This window comes from Ideonella lacteola, assembly GCF_038066555.1.
GTDB lineage: Bacteria > Pseudomonadota > Gammaproteobacteria > Burkholderiales > Burkholderiaceae_C > Ideonella > Ideonella lacteola.
On record NZ_JBBUTG010000010.1, the window covers coordinates 26161 to 50333 of the forward strand.

At 63.5% G+C, this 24173-nt stretch carries 21 protein-coding genes and 4 tRNA genes; 24 read left to right on the forward strand and 1 reads right to left on the reverse strand.

Annotated elements, in window-relative coordinates; translation table 11 throughout:
• Nucleotides 1-14: 14 nt before the first annotated feature.
• From trpC to rpoC, 15 genes are all read left to right on the forward strand, one after another.
• The gene (gene trpC, locus AACH06_RS15935) at nt 15-806 is read left to right on the forward strand and encodes an indole-3-glycerol phosphate synthase TrpC (RefSeq protein WP_341426940.1); all 792 of its coding nucleotides are present in this window, start codon (nt 15-17) and stop codon (nt 804-806) included.
• Nucleotides 806-1540 (forward strand): uracil-DNA glycosylase, encoded by a 735-nt coding sequence (locus tag AACH06_RS15940; RefSeq protein ID WP_341426742.1) that lies wholly within the window; start codon nt 806-808, stop codon nt 1538-1540. The genes trpC and AACH06_RS15940 overlap by 1 nt, the downstream gene beginning before the upstream one ends.
• A 78-nt stretch (nt 1541-1618) precedes the next feature.
• Nucleotides 1619-1704, forward strand: a tRNA-Tyr gene (locus AACH06_RS15945).
• Between the two features lie 87 nt (nt 1705-1791).
• Nucleotides 1792-1865: transfer RNA gene (locus AACH06_RS15950), tRNA-Gly, on the forward strand.
• Between the two features lie 91 nt (nt 1866-1956).
• Nucleotides 1957-2031 (forward strand) — tRNA-Thr (locus AACH06_RS15955).
• Nucleotides 2032-2083: 52 nt separating this feature from the next.
• Nucleotides 2084-3274, forward strand: a complete 1191-nt coding sequence (tuf, locus tag AACH06_RS15960) for an elongation factor Tu (protein ID WP_341426743.1) — start codon at nt 2084-2086, stop codon at nt 3272-3274.
• 36 nt (nt 3275-3310) lie between these two features.
• A tRNA-Trp gene (locus AACH06_RS15965) sits at nt 3311-3386 on the forward strand.
• A 229-nt stretch (nt 3387-3615) separates the two neighbouring features.
• Nucleotides 3616-4002 carry a preprotein translocase subunit SecE gene (gene secE / locus AACH06_RS15970; RefSeq protein ID WP_341426744.1) on the forward strand — a complete coding sequence of 129 codons (387 nt, stop codon included), beginning with the start codon at nt 3616-3618 and terminating at the stop codon, nt 4000-4002.
• Nucleotides 4003-4032: 30 nt separating this feature from the next.
• Complete coding sequence (gene nusG, locus AACH06_RS15975; protein WP_341426745.1) at nt 4033-4611, forward strand: transcription termination/antitermination protein NusG; 579 nt, start codon at nt 4033-4035, stop codon at nt 4609-4611.
• Nucleotides 4612-4767: 156 nt separating this feature from the next.
• Complete coding sequence (gene rplK / locus AACH06_RS15980) at nt 4768-5199, forward strand: 50S ribosomal protein L11 (RefSeq protein ID WP_329715913.1); 432 nt, start codon at nt 4768-4770, stop codon at nt 5197-5199.
• Nucleotides 5200-5910, forward strand: coding sequence for a 50S ribosomal protein L1 (rplA, locus tag AACH06_RS15985; protein ID WP_341426746.1), 711 nt, complete (start codon nt 5200-5202; stop codon nt 5908-5910).
• A gap of 312 nt (nt 5911-6222) precedes the next feature.
• A complete protein-coding gene (gene rplJ, locus AACH06_RS15990) occupies nt 6223-6744 on the forward strand; it encodes a 50S ribosomal protein L10 (protein ID WP_341426747.1) in 522 nt (173 codons plus the stop codon).
• A gap of 54 nt (nt 6745-6798) precedes the next feature.
• Nucleotides 6799-7176, forward strand: coding sequence for a 50S ribosomal protein L7/L12 (gene rplL, locus AACH06_RS15995; RefSeq protein ID WP_341426748.1), 378 nt, complete (start codon nt 6799-6801; stop codon nt 7174-7176).
• 250 nt (nt 7177-7426) lie between these two features.
• Nucleotides 7427-11548 (forward strand): DNA-directed RNA polymerase subunit beta, encoded by a 4122-nt coding sequence (gene rpoB / locus AACH06_RS16000; protein WP_341426749.1) that lies wholly within the window; start codon nt 7427-7429, stop codon nt 11546-11548.
• Nucleotides 11549-11560: 12 nt separating this feature from the next.
• Nucleotides 11561-15796: a DNA-directed RNA polymerase subunit beta' gene (rpoC, locus tag AACH06_RS16005; RefSeq protein WP_341426750.1), complete on the forward strand. Its 4236-nt coding sequence runs from the start codon at nt 11561-11563 to the stop codon at nt 15794-15796.
• Nucleotides 15797-15869: 73 nt separating this feature from the next.
• On the opposite strand, the gene AACH06_RS16010 is transcribed toward rpoC, so the two are convergent.
• On the reverse strand, nt 15870-16490 hold the full coding sequence (locus AACH06_RS16010) for a PIN domain-containing protein (RefSeq protein ID WP_341426751.1): 621 nt from the start codon (nt 16488-16490) through the stop codon (nt 15870-15872).
• 163 nt (nt 16491-16653) lie between these two features.
• On the opposite strand from AACH06_RS16010, the gene rpsL reads away from it, so the two are divergent.
• The 9 genes from rpsL to rplB all read left to right on the forward strand — a co-directional run bounded on the left by rpsL (nt 16654) and on the right by rplB (nt 24173).
• On the forward strand, nt 16654-17031 hold the full coding sequence (rpsL, locus tag AACH06_RS16015; protein ID WP_035037914.1) for a 30S ribosomal protein S12: 378 nt from the start codon (nt 16654-16656) through the stop codon (nt 17029-17031).
• Nucleotides 17032-17209: 178 nt separating this feature from the next.
• Nucleotides 17210-17680 (forward strand): 30S ribosomal protein S7, encoded by a 471-nt coding sequence (rpsG, locus tag AACH06_RS16020; RefSeq protein WP_329718935.1) that lies wholly within the window; start codon nt 17210-17212, stop codon nt 17678-17680.
• A gap of 69 nt (nt 17681-17749) precedes the next feature.
• The gene (gene fusA, locus AACH06_RS16025; RefSeq protein ID WP_341426752.1) at nt 17750-19852 is read left to right on the forward strand and encodes an elongation factor G; all 2103 of its coding nucleotides are present in this window, start codon (nt 17750-17752) and stop codon (nt 19850-19852) included.
• A gap of 130 nt (nt 19853-19982) precedes the next feature.
• Entirely contained in the window at nt 19983-21173 is a 1191-nt protein-coding gene (gene tuf / locus AACH06_RS16030; protein ID WP_341426743.1) for an elongation factor Tu, read from the forward strand.
• A 63-nt stretch (nt 21174-21236) separates the two neighbouring features.
• Nucleotides 21237-21548, forward strand: a complete 312-nt coding sequence (gene rpsJ / locus AACH06_RS16035) for a 30S ribosomal protein S10 (RefSeq protein WP_019561663.1) — start codon at nt 21237-21239, stop codon at nt 21546-21548.
• A gap of 177 nt (nt 21549-21725) precedes the next feature.
• Nucleotides 21726-22394, forward strand: coding sequence for a 50S ribosomal protein L3 (gene rplC / locus AACH06_RS16040; RefSeq protein WP_341426754.1), 669 nt, complete (start codon nt 21726-21728; stop codon nt 22392-22394).
• 4 nt (nt 22395-22398) lie between these two features.
• Nucleotides 22399-23019 (forward strand): 50S ribosomal protein L4, encoded by a 621-nt coding sequence (gene rplD, locus AACH06_RS16045; protein WP_341426755.1) that lies wholly within the window; start codon nt 22399-22401, stop codon nt 23017-23019.
• Nucleotides 23016-23345: a 50S ribosomal protein L23 gene (gene rplW, locus AACH06_RS16050; RefSeq protein ID WP_341426756.1), complete on the forward strand. Its 330-nt coding sequence runs from the start codon at nt 23016-23018 to the stop codon at nt 23343-23345. The genes rplD and rplW overlap by 4 nt, the downstream gene beginning before the upstream one ends.
• Before the next feature lie 3 nt (nt 23346-23348).
• Entirely contained in the window at nt 23349-24173 is an 825-nt protein-coding gene (gene rplB / locus AACH06_RS16055) for a 50S ribosomal protein L2 (RefSeq protein ID WP_341426757.1), read from the forward strand.

A 24173-nucleotide genomic window follows, 5' to 3' on the forward strand; every position in this document is an offset into this window, starting at 1 on the left:
CGACGATGAACGGCATTCCCGACATCCTGCAGCGCATCGTCGAGGTCAAGCACGAAGAGGTGGCCCGCGACCGCGTGGCCAGGCCCTTGGCAGCGCTGCGGTCCGAAGCGCAACGGCGGATGACCGACCGTCGGGGCTTCGAGGCGGCTCTCCGGGCCAGGTTGGCGGCCGGCCAGTCGGCAGTGATCGCCGAGATCAAGAAAGCCAGCCCTAGCAAGGGCGTGCTGAGAAAGCACTTCGTTCCGGCCGAGATCGCGGCCAGCTACGAGCGCCATGGTGCCGCCTGCCTCAGCGTGCTGACCGACGAGCGGTTCTTTCAGGGATCTGCGGCCTACCTTCAGCAGGCTCGCGCGGCGTGCGCGTTGCCAGTGCTGCGCAAAGACTTCATGGTCGATCCGTACCAAGTGGTCGGTGCGCGGGCCATGGGGGCGGATTGCATCCTGCTGATCGCGGCGTGCCTGGATGATGCCCAGATGGCCGATCTCGAGACTCAGGCGCTGGAACTGGGGCTCGATGTGCTGGTCGAGGTGCACGACGGTGCCGAGCTGGAGCGAGCCCTGCGGTTGAAGACCCGCCTGGTGGGCATCAACAACCGGGATCTGCGCAGCTTCGAGGTTTCGCTGGACACCACGCTCGGCCTGCTGGCTCAGGTCCCTGCGGATCGTCTGCTGGTGACCGAATCCGGCATCCTTGCGCCAGCGGATGTGCGCCGCATGCGCGACGCGGGCGTCCATGCCTTCCTGGTGGGCGAGGCGTTCATGCGGGCGCCGGAGCCAGGCCCTGCGCTTCAGGCCCTATTCCATTGATGGCGCCCCTGTTCGATTGGCAGGGTAGCGACAACCGGCTGGTGCGGCCGCTGGCAGAAATCCTTGCGAGCCTGCCACCCGACTGGCGGCCTGTGACCGATGCCTGGTGTGCCAGCGCCGCCGGGAAATCGCTGATGGCGTACCTCAGCGAGCGGCAGCGGGCCGGCGCCACGATCTTTCCGGCCGATCCGTTGCGCGCCCTGCGCCTCACGCCGCTGGGCTCCGTTCGGGTCGTCATCCTGGGACAGGACCCTTACCACGGTGCCGGGCAGGCCGAGGGGCTGGCGTTTTCCGTGCCGCGGGGCGTCAAGCCGCCACCCAGTTTGCGCAACATCTTTGTCGAACTCGAGCGTGAATTCGGACGATCGGCGCCACGCCATGGGCATCTGGGCCATTGGGCCGCACAAGGCGTGCTGCTGCTCAACAGCAGCTTGACGGTCGAAGAGGGGCTGCCTGCGAGTCACGCCAAGCGCGGCTGGGAGGCCCTGACCGATGGCCTGATCCAGGCGGTGGCGCGTCAGCCGCGCCGGATCGCCTTCCTGCTTTGGGGCAATCACGCCCAGGCCAAAGCCCCACTGATCGAGCAGGAAGCGCCCGGCCGCCACCTGTTGTTGCGCGCCAACCACCCGTCGCCACTGTCTGCCCGCCGCCCGCCGCAGCCGTTCATCGGCTGCGGACACTGGGGAGTTTTGCAGGCGGAGGGCATCGAGCTTGACTGGATGGGCGGGGTCTGAAACGCGGCAGCGAATCGAATGCGCAAACAGACGCTCGCCTTTGCCATAAGAACCGTGCTATAGTCTCAGGCTCGCTGCGGAGGGGTGCCCGAGTGGCTAAAGGGGGCAGACTGTAAATCTGTTGGCTTACGCCTACGCTGGTTCGAATCCAGCCTCCTCCACCACAGCGAACCAAATTTGACGAACGAGTCCTGGAGACTGGCTCGTGCGGTTGTCGGAGTCCGGTGTGCTTGCCGGGCTCGTCAGGCCGGGCGGGAGTAGTTCAATGGTAGAACCTTAGCCTTCCAAGCTAATGACGCGGGTTCGATTCCCGTCTCCCGCTCCAGTGAAGAAGGTTTGGTGGTTCGTGGCAGTGAAAGTGGCGGTCCGTCGCCACAGGTTTGGGTGAGTGCTGAGGCGCCCAGGCCTGTGTCGATGCCCATGTGGCTCAGTGGTAGAGCACTCCCTTGGTAAGGGAGAGGTCGCGCGTTCGATCCGCGCCATGGGCACCACCACCTCACAGGTGTAGTCGGTTTTTGATTTCGAACGCCTCAGGAGCGCAAGATGGCAAAGGGCAAGTTTGAGCGGACCAAGCCGCACGTGAACGTGGGCACGATTGGTCACGTGGACCATGGCAAGACGACGCTGACGGCGGCGATCACGACGGTGCTGTCGACCAAGTTCGGCGGCGAAGCCAAGGCCTACGACCAGATCGATGCGGCGCCGGAAGAAAAGGCACGCGGCATCACGATCAACACCGCCCACGTCGAGTACGAGACGGCCAACCGCCACTACGCCCACGTGGACTGCCCGGGCCACGCCGACTACGTCAAGAACATGATCACCGGCGCCGCCCAGATGGACGGCGCGATCCTGGTGTGCTCGGCCGCCGACGGCCCGATGCCCCAGACGCGTGAGCACATCCTGCTGGCCCGCCAAGTGGGCGTGCCCTACATCATCGTCTTCCTGAACAAGTGCGACATGGTCGACGACGCCGAGCTGCTCGAGCTCGTCGAGATGGAAGTGCGCGAACTGCTGAGCAAGTACGACTTCCCCGGCGACGACACCCCGATCATCAAGGGTTCGGCCAAGCTGGCGATGGAAGGCGACAAGGGCGATCTGGGCGAGCAAGCCATCATGCGCCTGGCCGACGCGCTGGACAGCTACATCCCGACGCCTGAGCGCGCCATCGACGGCACGTTCCTGATGCCCGTGGAAGACGTGTTCTCGATCTCGGGTCGCGGCACCGTGGTGACCGGCCGCGTCGAGCGCGGCGTGGTCAAGGTCGGCGAGGAAATCGAAATCGTGGGCATCAAGGCCACGCAGAAGACGACCTGCACGGGCGTCGAAATGTTCCGCAAGTTGCTGGACCAAGGTCAAGCGGGCGACAACGTGGGCATTCTGCTGCGCGGCACGAAGCGCGAAGAAGTCGAGCGCGGCCAAGTGCTGTGCAAGCCCGGTTCGATCAAGCCGCACACGCACTTCACCGCCGAGGTGTACGTGCTGTCCAAGGAAGAAGGCGGCCGCCACACGCCGTTCTTCAACAACTACCGCCCGCAGTTCTACTTCCGCACGACGGACGTGACCGGCGCGGTGGAGCTGCCCAAGGACAAGGAAATGGTCATGCCTGGCGACAACGTCAGCATCACCGTCAAGCTGATCGCCCCGATCGCCATGGAAGAAGGCCTGCGCTTCGCCATCCGTGAAGGCGGCCGCACCGTCGGCGCCGGCGTCGTCGCCAAGATCATCGAGTAATCGTCTCAACGCCAACCGAACTCTAGGAAAGGCCCGAGGGGTATAGCTCAATTGGCAGAGCGTCGGTCTCCAAAACCGAAGGTTGTAGGTTCGATTCCTACTGCCCCTGCCAAGCCCGAAGCAGTCGCCTGACGAGGCGAGCGACGGGTTTGACACTGACAAGCGAAGCGCCAAGGCCACCATCCAGGCGCTCGTTACCGGCCCCCAAGCCAGCCCGCAGGCGATTCAGCGCCTAGGCGGGCTTTGCTGCTGATGGGGCTTTGTGTGCCTGGCTGGCCGGAGTCGGCCAGATGCTCTGGTGAACCTTGGGCCTCTAAACGGATCCGTTCGAATTGAAAGCAATGTCCACCCAACCTCAAGTGCAAACCGTGACCACCGGTGCCGACAAGGCCAAGCTGGCGGTCGCGGCGGCGCTGCTCGTCGCCTCCGTGGCGGCCTTCTACCTGCTGGGGCAGAAGGACATGTGGCTGCGCGTGGTCGTGCTGCTGGCCGGTCTGGCCGCCGCGGTCGGCGTCTTCTTCACATCGGAAAGTGGCCGCCAACTCATCGCCTACGGCCGGGAGTCGGTGCGCGAGGTCAAGAAGGTCGTCTGGCCGACCCGCAAGGAAGCGATGCAGATGACGGGCTACGTGTTCGCCTTCGTCGTCGTGATGGCGCTGTTCCTCTGGATCACGGACAAGACCCTGGAGTGGGTGCTTTACGACCTGATTCTGGGCTGGAAGCGTTGAGCGCGAACTGAACAAAGGGTCATACTGAGCATGAGCGAACACGCCGCCACCGACGCAACCACCGGCGCAGCCCCGAGCGGCATGCGCTGGTACGTCGTGCACGCCTACTCCGGCATGGAGAAGGCTGTTGAACGCAACCTGCGTGAGCGCATCGACCGCGCTGGCATGCAGAGCAAGTTCGGCCGCATCCTGGTGCCCACCGAGGAAGTCGTTGAGCTGAAGAACGGCAAGAAAGCCGTGACCGAGCGCCGCTTCTTTCCGGGCTACGTGCTGGTTGAGATGCTGATGGACGACGAGTCCTGGCATTTGGTCAAGCACACCAGCAAGGTCACGGGTTTCGTGGGCGGGGCGCGGAATCGCCCGGCACCGATCTCTGAAGCCGAGGTGATGAAGATCGTCAACCAGATGCAAGAAGGCATCGAAAAGCCCAGGCCGAAGGTCGAGTGGCAGGTGGGCGAGCTCGTTCGGGTCAAGGAAGGCCCGTTCACCGATTTCAACGGCGCGATCGAAGAAGTCAACTACGAGAAGTCCAAGGTCCGCGTGTCGGTCACCATCTTCGGCCGCGCCACCCCGGTCGAGCTGGATTTCTCGCAGGTTGAAAAAGTCTGACGAGGCTGCTCGTCAGACTGTTCGCCGAGGCCCGAGAGGGCCTCAGGCAACAGGTTTGAGTTTGCGGCGAACCGCCCCGACCCCGGTTCGCTGATCTGAAGAGGGTCGATAGACGAGGAGATCGCTTCGGCGATCGTTTGAACTCGAGGAGCCATCATGGCAAAGAAGATCGTCGGCTTTATCAAGCTGCAAGTGCCGGCCGGCAAGGCCAACCCGTCGCCCCCGATCGGCCCCGCGCTCGGTCAGCGTGGTCTGAACATCATGGAGTTCTGCAAGTCGTTCAACGCGCAGACCCAGGGGATGGAACCCGGCCTGATGCTGCCGGTGGTGATCACCGCCTACGCGGACAAGTCCTTCACCTTCATCATGAAGTCGCCCCCGGCGACCGTGCTGATCAAGAAGGCCATCGGCTTGGGCAAGGGTTCGGACAAGGCGCACCTGAACAAGGTTGGCAAGATCACCCGCGCTCAGCTGGAAGATATCGCCAAGGCCAAGATGAAGGACCTGAACGCCGCTGACCTGGATGGCGCGGTGAAGATCATTGCCGGTTCCGCCCGCTCGATGGGCGTGATCGTGGAGGGCGTGTAAATGGCCAAGCTCACGAAAAAAGCCAAGGCCCTGCAGGGCAAGGTCGACAGCCTGAAGCTGTACCCGATCACTGAAGCGCTGGCTCTCGTCAAGAGCTGCGCCACCGCCAAGTTCGACGAATCGATCGACGTGGCCGTCCAACTCGGCATCGACGCGAAGAAGTCCGACCAGGTCGTTCGCGGCGCTGTCGTGATGCCCAACGGCACCGGCAAGACCAAGCGCGTGGCGGTGTTCGCCCAAGGCGCCAAGGCTGAAGAGGCCAAGGCTGCTGGCGCCGATGTGGTCGGCATGGAAGACCTGGCCGAGCAGATCAAGGGTGGCAACATCAACTTCGACGTGGTCATCGCCTCGCCGGACACGATGCGCGTCGTCGGTACGCTGGGTCAGATCCTGGGTCCCCGCGGCTTGATGCCGAACCCGAAGGTCGGAACCGTGACGCCGGACGTGGCGACCGCGGTGAAGAACGCCAAGGCGGGCCAGGTGCAGTTCCGCGTCGACAAGGCCGGGATCATCCACGGCACGATCGGTCGCCGTTCGTTCGACGACGAGAAGCTGGTGGGCAACCTGTCTGCGCTGCTCGAAGCCCTGAACAAGGCCAAGCCGGCGTCCAGCAAGGGTGTGTACCTGCGCAAGGTCGCGGTGTCGTCGACGATGGGCGTGGGCGCCCGGGTCGACATCGCTTCCGTGTCGGTCGCGCCGACCGCGGCCTGATCGGCCAAGAATCAAGGGCTGGCGCGCTGGTCTTGACGCGCCGACAAGCCCGATGAATTGGTGGGCCGCCGCCCGCTGGCTTCCGACGGGAAGCGCTGCGAGCGGCGGGCCATCCAAGACCGCTGGTGGGGCGACAGCCCAGGCTGTGGCCCCTTAATGGGCACCCCGGTGCCGACCAGCGCAGATGGCGTCCCCGCCGTGACGAAAGAGGTTTCAGTGAATCTGGAGCGTGTTTCGGAAGCGGCAAGGTCGCTGCAACCCGTTGTGCCGGTCGCCGCAAGGTGCCTGGCACGTCACTGTGAGGAGTAGACCTTGAGTCTCAACCGCAACGAGAAGGCCGCCGTGATTGCGGACGTGTCGGCGCAAGCCGCCAAGTCGCAAACGCTGGCGATCGCCGAGTACCGTGGCCTCACCGTCGAGAGCTTGAACAAGCTGCGCGTCGATGCGCGGTCCAAGGGTGTGTACCTTCACGTGCTGAAGAACACCCTGGCCCGTCGCGCTGTCGCCGGCACGCCGTTCGAGGTCGCGTCGGAGAGCATGGTCGGCCCGCTGATCTACGGCTTTTCCGAAGACGCTGTCGCCGCGGCCAAAGTCATCGCTGACTTTGCCAAGGGCAACGACAAGCTGGTCATCAAGGGTGGCGCCTATGCCGGCAAAGCCCTGAACGCCGATGGCGTGAAGGCCCTGGCTTCCGTGCCCAGCAAGGAAGTGCTGCTGTCGCAGATCGCCGGCTTGCTCAAGTCGCCGGTCCAGCGCACCGCTGCCGTCCTGGCTGCCCTGGCCAAGCAAAAGGGTGGTGGCGAAGCCGCCCCCGCCGAAGCCGCTGCCGCTTGAACGGCACCGCCTTCCATCCATTCACTGAATCACTGAAATACTGAGGTAACTCAAATGGCATTCGACAAAGACGCCTTCCTGACCGCCCTGGACAGCATGTCCGTCATGGAACTGAACGACCTGGTCAAGGCGATCGAAGAGAAGTTTGGCGTGTCTGCCGCTTCGATGGCCGCTCCGGCCGCTGGTGGTGGTGGTGCCGCCGCCGCCGCCGTCGAAGAGAAGACTGAATTCAACGTCGTGCTGCTCGAAGCCGGCGCGAACAAGGTCGGCGTGATCAAGGCCGTGCGCGAACTGACGGGCCTGGGCCTGAAGGAAGCCAAGGACATGGTCGACGGCGCTCCGAAGAACGTCAAGGAAGGCATCGCCAAGGCCGACGCCGAAGCCGCCGTCAAGAAGCTGGTCGAAGCCGGCGCCAAGGCCGAGATGAAGTGATCCCGCGCGGGCCCTTCGCGGGGCCCGTTGGCGAGACCACCGCGAAACCCGGCGTGCCGGGTTTCCCAGTGTTCTCTGATCCGACTGCAGAAGAACCGGTTTGGTCGGGCTCCGGTGCAACGCCGGGGTTGTCCGCCAGCGGTTGGTAGTGGCCAACCACCAAGCCTCGGGCCGCCCAAAGGCCTGAGTAGCCAGTCGCCCCGAGGAGGTGCGGGCACGGCCGGCGCGCACCCTCACCACGGAGTCTTTCATGGCGCAAGCAACCCCCTACAGCTACACCGAGCGCAAGCGGATCCGCAAGAGCTTCGGCAAGCGTGAGAGCGTTCTCAACGTCCCGTATCTGCTCACCATGCAGCGGGAATCCTACGTCGCCTTCCTTCAAAAGGATGTGCCGCCGCAACAGCGCAAGCCCGAAGGCTTGCAGGCGGCCTTCCTGTCCGCGTTCCCGATCGTTTCGCACAACGGGTTCGTGGAGATGAAGTTCATCGAGTTCAACATCGCCCGCCCGGCGTTCGACACCCGCGAATGTCAGCAGCGCGGCCTGACCTATGCAGCGGCCGTGCGCGCGAAGCTGCAGATGATCATCTACGACCGTGAATCGCACCCGGCGAAGGTCGTCAAGGAGATCAAGGAGCAAGAGGTCTACATGGGCGAAGTTCCGCTCATGACCGACTACGGCTCGTTCATCGTCAATGGCACCGAGCGTGTCATCGTCAGCCAGTTGCATCGCTCGCCTGGCGTGTTCTTCGAGCACGACAAGGGCAAGACGCACTCGTCCGGCAAGCTGCTGTTCTCGGCCCGGATCATTCCTTACCGCGGCTCGTGGCTGGACTTCGAATTCGACCCGAAGGACATCCTCTATTTCCGTGTCGACCGTCGCCGCAAGATGCCGGTCACGATCCTGCTGAAGGCCATCGGCCTGAATCCGGAAGCGATCCTCGCCCACTTCTTCAGCAACGACATGTTCCGGCTGATGGACACCGGCGCCCAGCTGGAGTTCGTGCCCGAGCGTCTGAAGGGCGAAGTGGCTCGCTTCGACATCACCGACAAGTCCGGCAATGTCGTCGTCGAGAAGGACAAGCGGATCACGGCGCGCCACGTCCGCCAGCTTGAGCAGTCGGGTACCAACCACATTTCGGTGCCGGAAGACTTCCTGGTGGGCCGCGTGATCGCCCGCAACATGGTCGACCCGGACACCGGCGAGATCATCGCCAAGGCCAACGATGAGTTGACGGAATCGCTGCTGAAGAAGCTGCGCGCCGCCGGCATCAAGGAGCTGCCCTGCCTGTTCACCAACGAACTGGATCAGGGTGCCTACATCAGCCAGACGCTGTCGCTGGACGAAACGGCCGATCAACTGGCCGCGCGCGTCGCGATCTACCGCATGATGCGCCCCGGCGAGCCGCCGACCGAAGACGCAGTCGAGGCCCTGTTCGGCCGCCTGTTCTACAACGCCGACACCTACGATCTGTCGCGCGTCGGCCGAATGAAGTTCAATGCCCGCGTGGGCCGCGACGTGCCGGAAGGCCCGATGACGCTGTCCAACGAGGACATCCTTGACGTGGTCAAGATCCTCGTCGAACTGCGCAACGGCCGCGGCGAAGTCGACGACATCGACCACCTGGGCAACCGTCGCGTGCGTTGCGTCGGCGAACTGGCTGAGAACCAGTACCGCTCGGGTCTGGCCCGCATCGAGAAGGCTGTGAAAGAGCGTCTGGGCCAGGCTGAAACCGAAGCCCTGATGCCGCACGACCTGATCAACTCCAAGCCGATCTCCGCGGCGCTGAAGGAGTTCTTCGGGGCGAGCCAGCTGTCGCAGTTCATGGACCAGACCAACCCGCTGTCCGAGATCACGCACAAGCGTCGCGTCTCGGCCCTGGGCCCGGGTGGTCTGACCCGCGAGCGCGCCGGCTTCGAAGTCCGTGACGTGCACCCCACCCACTACGGCCGCGTCTGCCCGATCGAAACGCCGGAAGGCCCGAACATCGGTCTGATCAACTCGCTCGCCCTGTACGCGCAGTTGAACGAGTACGGCTTCCTCGAAACGCCTTACCGCCGTGTGGTCGACGGTCACGTGACCGACCAGATCGACTACCTGTCGGCGATCGAAGAAGGCAAGTACGTGATCGCCCAGGCGAACGCCTCGCTCGACAAGGGTGGCAAGCTGATCGACGAGCTGGTCTCCGCGCGTGAGAACGGCGAATCGGTGCTGACCTCGCCGGAACGCATCCAGTACATGGACGTGGCGCCGACGCAGATCGTGTCCGTCGCGGCCTCGCTGGTGCCATTCCTCGAGCACGACGATGCGAACCGCGCACTGATGGGCGCGAACATGCAGCGCCAGGCCGTGCCGACCCTGCGCCCTGAAAAGGCGCTGGTGGGTACCGGTGTCGAGCGCGTCGCTGCGGTCGACTCGGGCACCGTGGTGACCGCTCGCCGCGGCGGGGTGGTGGACTACGTCGACACCAACCGTGTGGTGATCCGGGTCAACGACGATGAAACCGTCGCCGGTGAAGTCGGTGTCGACATCTACAACCTGATCAAGTACCAGCGTTCGAACCAGAACACGAACATCCACCAACGTGCCATCGTCAAGCGTGGCGACAAGGTGGCGTCGGGTGACGTGGTGGCTGACGGCGCGTCGACCGACCTGGGCGAGCTCGCGCTCGGCCAGAACATGCTCGTCGCGTTCATGCCCTGGAACGGCTACAACTTCGAGGATTCGATCCTCATCAGCGAACGCGTCGTCGCCGAAGACCGCTACACCTCGATCCACATCGAGGAACTGGTGGTCAACGCCCGCGACACCAAGCTGGGTGCCGAGGAAATCACGCGCGACATCCCGAACCTGTCCGAGCAGCAACTGGCTCGTCTGGACGAATCGGGCATCGTCTACATCGGCGCCGAGGTGAACCCCGGTGACGTGTTGGTCGGCAAGGTCACGCCCAAGGGCGAGACCACCCTGACGCCGGAAGAAAAGCTGCTGCGCGCCATCTTCGGCGAGAAGGCTTCGGACGTGAAGGACACGTCACTGCGTGTCGACCAGGGCACCAGCGGCACGGTCATCGACGTCCAGGTCTTCACGCGTGAAGGCATCCAGCGCGACAAGCGCGCCCAACAGATCATCGACGATGAACTGAAGCGCTTCCGCCTCGACCTGAACGACCAGCTGCGTATCGTGGAGGCCGACGCGTTCGACCGGATCGAGAAGCTGCTGAACGGCAAGGTCGCCAACGGTGGCCCGCAGAAGATCGCCAAGGGCACGGTCATCGACAAGGCCTACCTGGCCTCGATCGACAAGTACCACTGGTTCGACGTGCGCCCCGCCGAAGACGAAGTGGCCAACCAGCTCGAGTCGATCAAGAACTCGCTCGAGCAAACCCGCCACGGCTTCGACCTCGCCTTCGAAGAGAAGCGCAAGAAGCTGACGCAAGGCGACGAGCTGCAAGCCGGCGTGCTGAAGATGGTGAAGGTGTACCTCGCCGTCAAGCGTCGCCTGCAGCCTGGTGACAAGATGGCCGGCCGCCACGGCAACAAGGGTGTGGTGTCGAAGATCGTTCCGATCGAAGACATGCCCTACATGGCCGACGGCACCCCGTGCGACATCGTGCTGAACCCGCTGGGCGTTCCCTCGCGGATGAACGTCGGCCAGGTGCTGGAAGTGCACTTGGGCTGGGCCGGCAAGGGCATTGGCCAGCGCATCGGCGACATGCTGCAGCAACAAGCGGCGGTGGCCGAGCTGCGCAAGTTCATGGAAGAGCTGTACAACAAGTCCGGTGGCAAGACAGAGCGTCTGGACGACCTGACCGACAAGGAAGTGGTCGAAATGGCGCGTGAGCTGACGAAGGGTGTTCCCTTCGCCACCCCGGTCTTCGACGGTGCGGCGGAGGAAGAAATCCGCGGCATGTTGAAGCTCGCCTACCCGGACGACATCGCTGCCCGCAAGGGTCTGACGGCCACGCGCACGCAGGCCACCCTGCACGACGGCCGCACCGGCGAAGCCTTCGAGCGCCCGGTCACCGTGGGCTACATGCACGTGCTGAAGCTGCACCACTTGGTGGACGACAAGATGCACGCCCGCTCGACCGGCCCGTACTCGCTCGTCACCCAGCAACCGCTGGGCGGCAAGGCGCAGTTCGGTGGCCAGCGCTTCGGTGAGATGGAAGTGTGGGCCTTGGAAGCCTACGGCGCGTCCTACGTGCTGCAGGAGATGCTGACCGTCAAGTCCGACGACGTGAATGGCCGCACCAAGGTCTACGAGAACATCGTCAAGGGCGAGCACGCGATCGATGCCGGCATGCCGGAATCGTTCAACGTGCTGGTGAAGGAAATTCGTTCGCTCGGCATCGACATCGAGCTCGAGCGCAACTAAAGGAGAAAAGGCATGAAGGGACTACTCGACCTTTTCAAGCAGTTCACCCCCGACGAACACTTCGACGCGATCAAGATCGGGCTCGCTTCGCCCGAAAAGATCCGCTCGTGGTCGTTCGGTGAGGTGAAGAAGCCCGAGACCATCAACTACCGCACTTTCAAGCCGGAGCGTGACGGCCTGTTCTGCGCCAAGATCTTTGGCCCGATCAAGGACTACGAGTGCCTGTGCGGCAAGTACAAGCGCCTGAAGCACCGCGGCGTGATCTGCGAGAAGTGCGGCGTCGAAGTGACCCAGACCAAGGTGCGCCGCGAGCGCATGGGCCACATCGACCTGGCCGCGCCCTGTGCCCACATCTGGTTCCTGAAGTCGCTGCCGTCGCGTCTGGGCCTGGTGCTCGACATGACGCTGCGCGACATCGAGCGCGTGCTGTACTTCGAAGCCTACGTGGTCGTCGACCCGGGCATGACGCCGCTGAAGAAGTTCTCGATCATGAGCGAGGACGACTACGAGGCCAAGCGCACCGAGTTCGGTGACGAGTTCATCGCCCTGATGGGCGCCGAGGGCATCAAGAAGCTGCTCGAGGAGATGGACCTCGACATCGAGATCGAGAAGCTGCGCGGCGACATGACCGGCTCGGAGCTCAAGGTCAAGAAGAACTCCAAGCGCCTGAAGGTGATGGAGGCCTTCAAGAAGTCGGGCATCAAGCCGCACTGGATGGTGATGGATGTGCTGCCAGTGCTGCCGCCGGACCTGCGTCCGCTGGTGCCGCTGGATGGTGGCCGCTTCGCCACGTCCGACCTGAACGACCTGTACCGCCGCGTCATCAACCGGAACAACCGGTTGGCTCGTCTGCTGGAGCTGAAGGCCCCCGAAATCATCGTGCGCAACGAAAAGCGCATGCTGCAGGAAGCCGTCGACTCGCTGCTGGACAACGGCCGCCGTGGCAAGGCCATGACCGGTGCGAACAAGCGCGCACTGAAGTCGTTGGCCGACATGATCAAGGGCAAGAGCGGCCGCTTCCGCCAGAACCTGCTGGGCAAGCGCGTCGACTACTCGGGCCGTTCGGTCATCACCGTGGGCCCGACGCTCAAGCTGCACCAGTGCGGCCTGCCGAAGCTGATGGCGCTGGAGCTGTTCAAGCCCTTCATCTTCTCGCGCCTGGAGGCCATGGGCATCGCCACCACCATCAAGGCGGCGAAGAAGGAAGTGGAATCGGGCACCCCGGTGGTCTGGGACATCCTTGAAGAAGTCATCAAGGAACACCCGGTCATGCTGAACCGCGCACCGACGCTGCACCGCCTGGGCATCCAGGCGTTCGAGCCGGTGCTGATCGAAGGCAAGGCGATCCAGCTGCACCCGCTGGTCTGCGCAGCGTTCAACGCCGACTTCGACGGTGACCAGATGGCCGTGCACGTGCCGCTGTCGATCGAAGCGCAGATGGAAGCGCGCGCGCTGATGCTCGCCTCGAACAACGTGCTCTTCCCGGCTTCGGGCGAGCCGTCGATCGTGCCGTCTCAGGACGTGGTGCTGGGCCTGTACTACGCCACCCGCGAGCGCATCAACGGCAAGGGCGAAGGCATGATCTTCTCCGACGTCGTGGAGCTGCAGCGCGCGCTCGACAACGGCGCCGTGGAGATCACCGCGAAGGTGTCGGTGCGATTGACCGAGTGGGTCAAGGACGCACAGGGCGAATTCCAGCCTGAGACCAAGCTGGTCGAGACGACCGTCGGCCGTGCGTTGCTGTCCGAGATCCTGCCCAAGGGCCTGCCTTTCTCGAACATCAACAAGGCGCTGAAGAAGAAAGAGATCTCTCGCCTGATCAACACCTCGTTCCGCAAGTGCGGTCTGAAGGAAACGGTCGTCTTCGCCGACAAGCTGCTGCAGTCCGGCTTCCGCCTGGCGACCCGCGCTGGCATCTCGATCGCGATCGACGACATGCTGGTGCCCGAGCAGAAGCACGGCCTGATCGAGCGCGCCGAGAAGGAAGTCAAGGAGATCGAACAGCAGTACGTCTCCGGCCTCGTCACCGCGGGTGAGCGCTACAACAAGGTGGTGGACATCTGGGGCAAGACCGGCGACGAAGTCGGCAAGGTCATGATGAGCCAGCTGTCCAAGCAGAAGGTCATCGACCGCCACGGCAAGGAAGTCGATCAGGAGTCGTTCAACTCCATCTACATGATGGCGGACTCCGGCGCCCGCGGTAGCGCGGCCCAGATTCGGCAGCTGGCCGGTATGCGCGGCCTGATGGCCAAGCCGGACGGCTCAATCATCGAGACGCCGATCACCGCGAACTTCCGCGAAGGTCTGAACGTTCTGCAGTACTTCATCTCCACGCACGGTGCTCGTAAGGGTCTGGCGGATACGGCGCTGAAGACCGCGAACTCGGGCTACCTCACTCGCCGTCTGGTCGACGTGACACAGGATCTGGTCGTCACCGAAGACGATTGCGGCACCGAGCACGGCTTCGCGATGCGCGCGCTGGTCGAAGGCGGTGAGGTGATCGAATCGCTGCGCGACCGCATCCTGGGCCGAGTGGCGGCCGTGGAAGTGCTGCACCCTGAAACCCAGCAGGTCGTGATCCCGGCGGGCGCGATGCTCGACGAAGACACGCTGGACATCATCGAGGCTGCAGGCGTCGACGAAGTGAAGGTCCGCACGCCGCTGACCTGCGAAACGCGTTTCGGACTGTGCGCCAGGTGCTATGGCCGCGACCTGGGCCGCGGCGGGCTGGTGAACACCGGCGAGGCCGTGGGCGTGATCGCCGCGCAGTCGATCGGTGAGCCGGGCACGCAGCTGACCATGCGGACGTTCCACATCGGTGGTGCGGCGTCGCGTGCGGCAGTGGCCTCGAGCGTCGATGCGAAGTCCGATGGTTTCATCGGCTTCAACCCGACGATGCGCTACGTGACGAACGGCAAGGGCGAGTTGGTGGTGATTTCGCGTTCTGGCGAAATCGTCATCTCCGACCAGCATGGCCGTGAGCGCGAGCGTCACAAGGTGCCATACGGCGCGACCCTGAACGTCAAGCCCGATCAGCAGATCAAGGCCGGCACCGTGCTGGCCAACTGGGATCCGCTGACCCGCCCGATCATCACCGAGTTCGCCGGCAAGGCGAAGTTCGAGAACGTCGAGGAAGGCGTCACCGTCGCCAAGCAGGTGGACGAAGTCACCGGTCTGTCGACACTGGTGGTGATCGACCCGAAGCGCCGCGGCGCTGCCAAGGTCGTCCGCCCGCAGGTCAAGCTGCTGGACGCTGCCGGCCAGGAAGTGAAGATCCCCGGCACCGACCACTCGGTGACGATCGGCTTCCAGGTCGGATCGCTGGTGCAAATCCGCGACGGACAGGACCTGTTGCCTGGCGAGGTGCTGGCGCGTATTCCGGTGGAAGGGCAGAAGACCCGTGACATCACCGGCGGTCTGCCGCGGGTGGCTGAGCTGTTCGAAGCCCGCTCGCCCAAGGACAAGGGCACGCTGGCCGAGATCACCGGCACGGTGTCGTTCGGCAAGGAGACCAAGGGCAAGGTTCGCCTGCAGATCACCGATCCGGACGGCAAGGTGTTCGAAGAGCTGGTGCCGAAGGAAAAGAACATCCTGGTGCACGAAGGCCAGGTGGTCAACCGTGGCGAACTGATCGTCGACGGCGCGGCGGATCCGCAGGACATCCTGCGTCTGCTGGGGGTCGAAGAGCTGGCGCGTTACATCGTCGACGAAGTGCAGGACGTGTACCGCTTGCAGGGCGTGAAGATCAACGACAAGCACATCGAGGTGATCGTTCGCCAGATGCTGCGTCGGGTGCAGATCGTCAACCCGGGCGATTCGAACTACATCGCCGGCGAGCAGGTCGAGCGTTCGGAGCTGTCGAACACGAACGATCGCCTCCGCTCCGAAGGCAAGGTCACTGCGACCTACGCCGACGTCCTGCTGGGGATCACGAAGGCCTCGTTGTCGACCGACTCGTTCATCTCGGCGGCGTCGTTCCAGGAAACGACGCGCGTGCTGACCGAAGCGGCGATCATGGGCAAGCGCGACGAGCTGCGTGGCCTGAAGGAAAACGTGATCGTCGGCCGCTTGATCCCGGCGGGTACGGGCATGGCCTTCCACCAGGCTCGCAAGGCCAAGGAGGACATGGACGAGTCCGAGCGCCGCGCGATTGCGCTGCAGGAAGCAGAGGAACTCGCGTCAGCCCAGCTCGCCAGCCTGGAGACCCAGACCGGTGGTCAGGGTGGTGGCGAGCCCAGCGGCGAGTAAGCCACGTCAGCCGATCTGATCGGCTGATCGACACAGAGGGCGGCCCGCGGGTCGCCCTTTTTTCTGGCGAGCCTCAAACACTGGACGAGCGCCATGCGCTGTGCCAACCGGGGCCGTCGACGATCCGAACGCCGGCCAAGGCCAACGCTCGCCGGCGAAGCTTCAGCACGGCGCGGTCGCGGCTCACGAGCCAGCCCGCCCGCGCCGTGACCGCCAGATCAATGAACTTCTGATCGTCGGCATCGGTGCAACGCAACGCGCGCGCCAAGGCGGCGGGCGAGGGGGCTTCGGCATGCATCTGTACATGCCGGTCGAAAAACTCCAGCACCATTGAGCCAGGGTTGGACCAACGAGGCCCGAATCCTCTGGCCAACACATGCGCAAGCTCGTCGCGCATGGCGGGCGTGGCAATCCATTGCCAACCCGCATCAGGGCCCGGAGTGGGCCAGCCGCTCCAATCCGGGTGCCGGAAGTACTGCCAATCCAGGACGGTCTGAGTGTCCAGGACCACCAATTGAAGCTTTCCCGCGAAGCCTTCGCTCACTTCAATTGCGGCGCACTGGGGCACTTCGGTACTTTCTCTGCGTGTCAAGTCTTTGGTTGCGGCAATGGCCCGCGGCGAATATAATGGAGGGCTTTTCGGCAGATTCTGCTGCGCTCTTTGCCTTGAGCGGCACAGGTTGCGAGAGATCACGGCGGGCCTCTGACAGGCCCAAGAGGGCTCCAGGTCCTCGCCGGCACCACAGGTTCCGGTGGCTGATGATCCGCACTGTGCCAGTTCCTCGCCTCGGAACGCTCGGCACCATCCCCCCGGAAAGAATCGAATCCACGTAACTTCAAACGGGAACAAGTTACCCATGCCCACCATCAACCAGCTCGTGCGCCAAGGCCGTCAGGTCGAGGTCACGAAGTCCAAGTCGCCTGCGATGCAGAACTGCCCGCAGCGCCGCGGTGTTTGCACCCGCGTCTACACCACCACCCCGAAGAAGCCGAACTCGGCGCTTCGAAAGGTGGCCAAGGTGCGTCTGACCAACGGTTTCGAGGTCATCTCGTACATCGGTGGTGAAGGCCACAACCTGCAGGAGCACAGCGTGGTGCTGGTGCGCGGCGGCCGGGTGAAGGATCTGCCGGGCGTGCGCTACCACATCGTGCGCGGCTCGCTGGACTTGCAAGGCGTCAAGGACCGCAAGCAATCGCGTTCGAAGTACGGCGCCAAGCGCCCGAAGAAGGCCTGAGCAGCTTGAATTGAAACGAGGTCGTCACGTCCGGCTGCGAAGCTGGAAGGTGTCGACAAGAACGCGGCAAGGGCCGGTGCCCGAGCCGAGTAAGTGAAAGACCCACGCCAGAAGGCACCTAGTGGTCTTTCGCGGTGAGAGCGACAGCTCCACCAACTGAAGACAAAGGAAGAGTGAAATGCCACGTCGTCGCGAAGTACCCAAGCGCGAGATCCTGCCGGACCCGAAGTTCGGCTCTGTTGACCTGTCCAAGTTCATGAACGTCATCATGGAATCGGGCAAGAAGGCCGTCGCCGAGCGCATCATCTACGGTGCGCTCGACCAGGTCGAGAAGAAGGCCAACAAGGATCCGCTGGAAGTCTTCATGGTCGCGCTGAACAACGTGAAGCCGATGGTCGAAGTCAAGTCCCGCCGCGTGGGTGGTGCGAACTACCAAGTTCCCGTGGAAGTTCGTCCCGTCCGCCGGATGGCCCTGGCCATGCGTTGGTTGAAGGAATCGGCTCGCAAGCGCGGCGAAAAGTCGATGGCCGCACGTCTGGCCAATGAGCTGCTGGAGGCCTCTGAAGGTCGCGGCGGCGCAATGAAGAAGCGCGACGAAGTTCACCGCATGGCGGAAGCCAACAAGGCGTTCTCGCACTTCCGCTTCTAAGATCCTCGTTTCCCCGGCCGCCTAGGGTTAGCACTGACCCTGGCGGCCCTTCGTATTTGGAGTGACACCATGGCTCGCAAGACCCCCATCGAGCGCTACCGCAACATCGGTATCTCGGCGCACATCGACGCTGGCAAGACCACGACGACCGAGCGCATCCTCTACTACACCGGTGTGAACCACAAGATCGGTGAAGTGCACGACGGTGCCGCCACGATGGACTGGATGGAGCAGGAGCAGGAGCGTGGCATCACGATCACCTCTGCTGCAACGACCTGCTTCTGGAAGGGCATGGACATGTCGTTCCCGGAGCACCGCTTCAACATCATCGACACCCCGGGGCACGTCGACTTCACCATTGAGGTGGAGCGCTCGATGCGCGTGCTGGATGGCGCGTGCATGGTGTATTGCGCCGTTGGTGGCGTGCAGCCGCAGTCGGAAACCGTTTGGCGCCAGGCCAACAAGTACAAGGTGCCCCGTCTGGCGTTCGTCAACAAGATGGACCGCACCGGTGCGAACTTCTTCAAGGTCTATGACCAGATGAAGACCCGCCTCAAGGCCAACCCTGTGCCCATCGTCGTGCCCATCGGCGCCGAAGACAACTTCAAGGGCGTGGTGGACCTGTTCAAGATGAAGGCCATCATTTGGGATGAGGCCAGCCAGGGCATGAAGTTCAGCTACGAGGACATTCCGGCCGACTTGGTGGCCGATTCCCAGAAGTGGCGCGAGCAGATGATCGAAGCGGCTGCCGAGGCGAGCGAAGAGCTGATGAACAAGTACCTCGAGACGGGCGAGCTGTCCGAGGAAGAGATCAAGCAGGGTCTGCGCACTCGCACCATCGCGACCGAGATCCAGCCGATGCTGTGCGGCACCGCCTTCAAGAACAAGGGCGTGCAGCGCATGCTCGACGCGGTGATCGAGTTCCTGCCGTCGCCTGTCGACATCCCGTCCGTGACGGGCACCGACGAAGACGAGAAGGAAATCTCCCGCAAGGCGGACGACGGCGAAAAGTTCTCTGCCCTGGCGTTCAAGCTGATGACCGACCCGTATGTCGGCCAGCTGACCTTCGTGCGCGTCTACTCGGGCGTGCTGAAGTCGGGTGACTCGGTCTACAACCCGATTCGCGGAAAGAAGGAGCGTATCGGCCGGATCCTGCAAATGCACGCCAACCAGCGTGAAGAAATCAAGGAGATTCTGGCTGGCGACATCGCGGCTTGCGTCGGCTTGAAGGACGTCACGACTGGCGAAACGCTGTGCGATCCGGAATCGATCATCACGCTCGAGAAGATGGTCTTCCCCGAGCCCGTCATCTCTCAGGCCGTCGAACCGAAGACCAAGGCCGACCAGGAAAAGATGGGCATCGCCCTGTCGCGCCTGGCGGCTGAAGATCCTTCGTTCCGCCTGCGTACCGACGAAGAGTCCGGCCAGACGATCATCTCCGGCATGGGCGAGCTGCACCTGGAAATCATCGTCGACCGCATGAAGCGCGAGTTCGGCGTGGAAGCCAACGTGGGCAAGCCGCAGGTGGCTTACCGCGAAACGATTCGCAAGACCGCCACGGATGTTGAAGGCAAGTTCGTTCGCCAGTCCGGTGGTAAGGGCCAGTACGGCCACGTCGTGCTCACCGTCGAGCCGCAAGAGCCGGGCAAGGGCTTCGAGTTCGTCGACGCCATCAAGGGCGGCGTGGTCCCGCGCGAGTTCATTCCGGCGGTCGAGAAGGGCGTTGTCGATACGCTGCCGAACGGCGTGCTGGCGGGTTACCCCGTGGTGGACGTCAAAGTCACGCTGACCTTCGGTTCGTACCACGAAGTGGACTCGAACGAAAACGCGTTCAAGATGGCTGCTTCGATGGGCTTCAAGGAAGCCTGCCGACGCGCCTCGCCCGTCATCCTGGAACCGATGATGGCCGTGGAAGTCGAGACGCCTGAAGATTACGCCGGCTCGGTGATGGGCGATCTGTCGTCGCGTCGGGGCATGGTCCAGGGCATGGATGACATGCCTGGCGGCGGCAAGATCATCAAGGCGGAAGTGCCACTGTCCGAGATGTTCGGCTACTCGACGACCCTGCGCTCGATGTCGCAAGGCCGTGCGACGTACACGATGGAGTTCAAGCACTACAGCGAAGCTCCGAAGAACGTTGCCGACGCGATCATCACCGCTCGCGGCAAGTAATCCATTCCCGTGCCCCTTGTTGGGGCCGGTCTTCGGCTGTGCGTCTCCCGCTGCCCGTGGCGGGAGGTTCAACGACACAGTGAAGACCTAAAACCTCTCACGGGCCAATGCTCTTTCCTGGAGAAAAGAAATGGCAAAAGGCAAGTTTGAACGGACCAAGCCGCACGTGAACGTGGGCACGATTGGTCACGTGGACCATGGCAAGACGACGCTGACGGCGGCGATCACGACGGTGCTGTCGACCAAGTTCGGCGGCGAAGCCAAGGCCTACGACCAGATCGATGCGGCGCCGGAAGAAAAGGCGCGCGGCATCACGATCAACACCGCCCACGTCGAGTACGAGACGGCCAACCGCCACTACGCCCACGTGGACTGCCCGGGCCACGCCGACTACGTCAAGAACATGATCACCGGCGCCGCCCAGATGGACGGCGCGATCCTGGTGTGCTCGGCCGCCGATGGCCCGATGCCCCAGACGCGTGAGCACATCCTGCTGGCCCGCCAGGTGGGCGTGCCCTACATCATCGTCTTCCTGAACAAGTGCGACATGGTCGACGACGCCGAGCTGCTCGAGCTCGTCGAGATGGAAGTGCGCGAACTGCTGAGCAAGTACGACTTCCCCGGCGACGACACCCCGATCATCAAGGGTTCGGCCAAGCTTGCGATGGAAGGCGACAAGGGCGACCTGGGCGAGCAAGCCATCATGCGCCTGGCCGACGCGCTGGACAGCTACATCCCGACGCCTGAGCGCGCCATCGACGGCACGTTCCTGATGCCCGTGGAAGACGTGTTCTCGATCTCGGGTCGCGGCACCGTGGTGACCGGCCGTGTCGAACGCGGCGTGGTCAAGGTCGGCGAAGAAATCGAAATCGTGGGCATCAAGGCCACGCAGAAGACGACCTGCACGGGCGTCGAAATGTTCCGCAAGCTGCTGGACCAAGGTCAAGCGGGCGACAACGTGGGCATTCTGCTGCGCGGCACGAAGCGCGAAGAAGTCGAGCGCGGCCAAGTGCTGTGCAAGCCCGGCTCGATCAAGCCGCACACGCACTTCACCGCCGAGGTGTACGTGCTGTCCAAGGAAGAAGGCGGCCGCCACACGCCGTTCTTCAACAACTACCGCCCGCAGTTCTACTTCCGCACGACGGACGTGACCGGCGCGGTGGAGCTGCCCAAGGATAAGGAAATGGTCATGCCTGGCGACAACGTCAGCATCACCGTCAAGCTGATCGCCCCGATCGCCATGGAAGAAGGCCTGCGCTTCGCCATCCGTGAAGGCGGCCGCACCGTCGGCGCCGGCGTCGTCGCCAAGATCATCGAGTAATTGCATGACCGGCTGGCCCGTGCACTGTGCGGGTTGGCCTCAATGCTCTTTAAAGGAACCGTCATGCAAAAGCAAAAGATCCGCATCCGCCTGAAGGCTTTCGATTACAAGCTGATCGACCAGTCGGCACTCGAGATCGTCGACACCGCCAAGCGCACGGGCGCCATCGTCAAGGGCCCGGTGCCCCTGCCGACCCGCATGCAGCGTTTCGACATCCTGCGTTCGCCGCACGTCAACAAGACGTCGCGCGACCAGTTCGAGATCCGCACGCACCAGCGCCTGATGGACATCGTCGACCCGACCGACAAGACGGTGGACGCGCTGATGAAGCTGGACCTGCCCGCAGGCGTCGACGTCGAGATCAAGCTGCAGTAAACGCTGCGCCTCGCGGCGCGGCGGCCAGTTGCGGAAAACTCTCCTGGTCGCTATACTCGCGAGCTTTCCCGAAAGCCGGGTGGTGTTCTGCGCCGCCCGGCTTTCCATTCGTCAGCCCGGCCAATCGATGTCGGGTCGTGTAAACCGGCCTCTCCCATGAGGGGCGGAGAAAAAACCATGAGTCTTAGCAATCGCCTCGGATTGCTGGGCCGCAAGGTGGGCATGATGCGCGTATTCACGGATGACGGCGACGCCGTCCCCGTGACCGTGCTGGATGTGTCCAACAACCGTGTGACCCAGGTCAAGACCGTTGAGACCGACGGCTACAGCGCCATTCAGGTGGCGTTCGGTGCGCGCAAAGCGTCGCGCGTCACCAAGCCGGAAGCGGGCCACCTCGCCAAGGCGGGTGTTGAAGCCGGCGAAGTCCTGAAGGAATTCCGCGTCCCGGCTGAAGTCGTCGCCGAATACAAGGCTGGTGCCACGGTGCCTGTCACGCTGTTCGCCGCCGGCCAGAAGGTTGACGTGCAAGGCACCTCGATCGGTAAGGGCTACGCAGGCACCATCAAGCGCCACAACTTCAGCTCGCAGCGCGCGTCGCACGGTAACAGCCGTTCGCACAACGTCCCGGGCTCGATCTCGATGGCGCAGGATCCTGGCCGTGTGTTCCCCGGCAAGAAGATGACCGGCCACATGGGCGTCGAGACCGTCACCACCCAGAACCTCGACGTGATCCGCATCGACGAAGCTCGCCAGCTCATCCTGGTGCGCGGTGCGGTGCCGGGCGCCAAGAACGGCCATGTGGTCGTGCGCCCCGCGGTCAAGGTCAAGGTCAAGAAGGGAGCTTAAAGACATGCAGCTCGAGCTCCTGAACGAACAGGGCCAGGCCACCTCGAAGGTGGATGCGCCCGACACCGTGTTCGCGCGTGATTACAACGAAGCGCTGGTGCACCAGATCGTCGTGGCCTATCAGGCCAACGCCCGTCAAGGCACCCGCAAGCAGCTGACCCGCGCCGAAGTCCACCATTCGACCAAGAAGCCTTTCCGCCAAAAGGGCACCGGCCGCGCACGCGCCGGTATGACCTCGTCGCCGCTGTGGCGCGGGGGTGGTCGCATCTTCCCGAATACTCCTGACGAGAACTTCTCGCACAAGGTCAACAAGAAGATGTATCGCGCCGGCATGGCGGCGATCCTGTCGCAGTTGGCTCGTGACGGCCGTCTGGCGGTGGTCGATTCGCTGACCGTCGAAGCGCCGAAGACCAAGCTGTTGGCTGCCAAGTTCAAGGCCATGGGCCTGGACTCGGTGATGGTGATCGCCGACAGCGTCGACGACAACCTGATCCTCGCCTCGCGCAACCTGGCCAATGTGCTGGTTGTCGAGCCGCGCTACGCCGATCCGCTCTCGCTGGTCTTCTACAAGAAGGTGCTGGTGACCAAGGCCGCGATCGAGCAGCTCAAGGAGATGTTCGCATGAGCCGCATCAATCCGGTCCCGCAAAAGTACAACGAAGGGCGCCTCGCCCAGGTGCTGATCGCCCCGATCGTGTCGGAAAAGGCCACCCAGGTCGCCGAGAAGCACAACCAGGTGCTGTTCAAGGTCCTGCGTGATGCCACCAAGCCCGAGATCAAGGCGGCGGTCGAACTGCTGTTCAAGGTCGAGGTCGAGGCCGTGTCGGTTGTCAACATGAAGGGCAAGGTCAAGCGCTTCGGTCGTTCGATCGGTCGCCGTGACCATGTCAAGAAGGCTTATGTCTCGCTGAAGGCGGGCCAGGAGCTGAACTTCTCCGGGGAGGCTGCGTAAGTCATGCCAGTCGTCAAAGTCAAACCGACCTCCGCCGGCCGCCGTGCCGTCGTGAAGGTGGTGCACCCGCACCTGCACAAGGGCGCTCCGGAAGCTTCGCTGCTCGAGCCCCAGAAGCAGAACGCTGGCCGCAACAACAACGGCCACATCACGATGCGCCACAAGGGTGGTGGTCACAAGCACCACTACCGCGTTGTCGACTTCAAGCGCAACAAAGACGGCATTCCGGCGAAGGTCGAGCGCATCGAGTACGACCCGAACCGCACGGCCCACATCGCATTGGTGTGCTACGCCGACGGGGAGCGTCGCTACATCATTGCCCCGCGTGGCTTGGAAGTGGGTTCGACCATCCTGTCCGGCTCGGAAGCGCCGATCAAGGCGGGTAACACGCTGCCCATCCGCAACATCCCGGTGGGTTCGACCATCCACTGCATCGAGATGCTGCCTGGCAAGGGCGCTCAGATCGCCCGCTCGGCCGGCACCTCGGTGACGCTGATGGCCCGCGAAGGCACCTACGCCCAGCTGCGTTTGCGCTCGGGTGAAGTGCGCAAGATCCACATCGATTGCCGCGCCACCATCGGCGAGGTGTCGAACGAAGAGCACAACCTGCGCCAGTACGGCAAGGCCGGTGCGATCCGCTGGAAGGGCATCCGCCCGACCGTCCGTGGTGTGGCCATGAACCCGATCGATCACCCGCACGGTGGTGGTGAAGGTCGTACCGGTGAGGGCCAGGCTCCGGTGTCGCCGTGGAACACGCTCACCAAGGGCTATCGCACGCGCAACAACAAGCGTACGCAGACGTTCATCGTCTCGCGTCGCAAGAAGTGA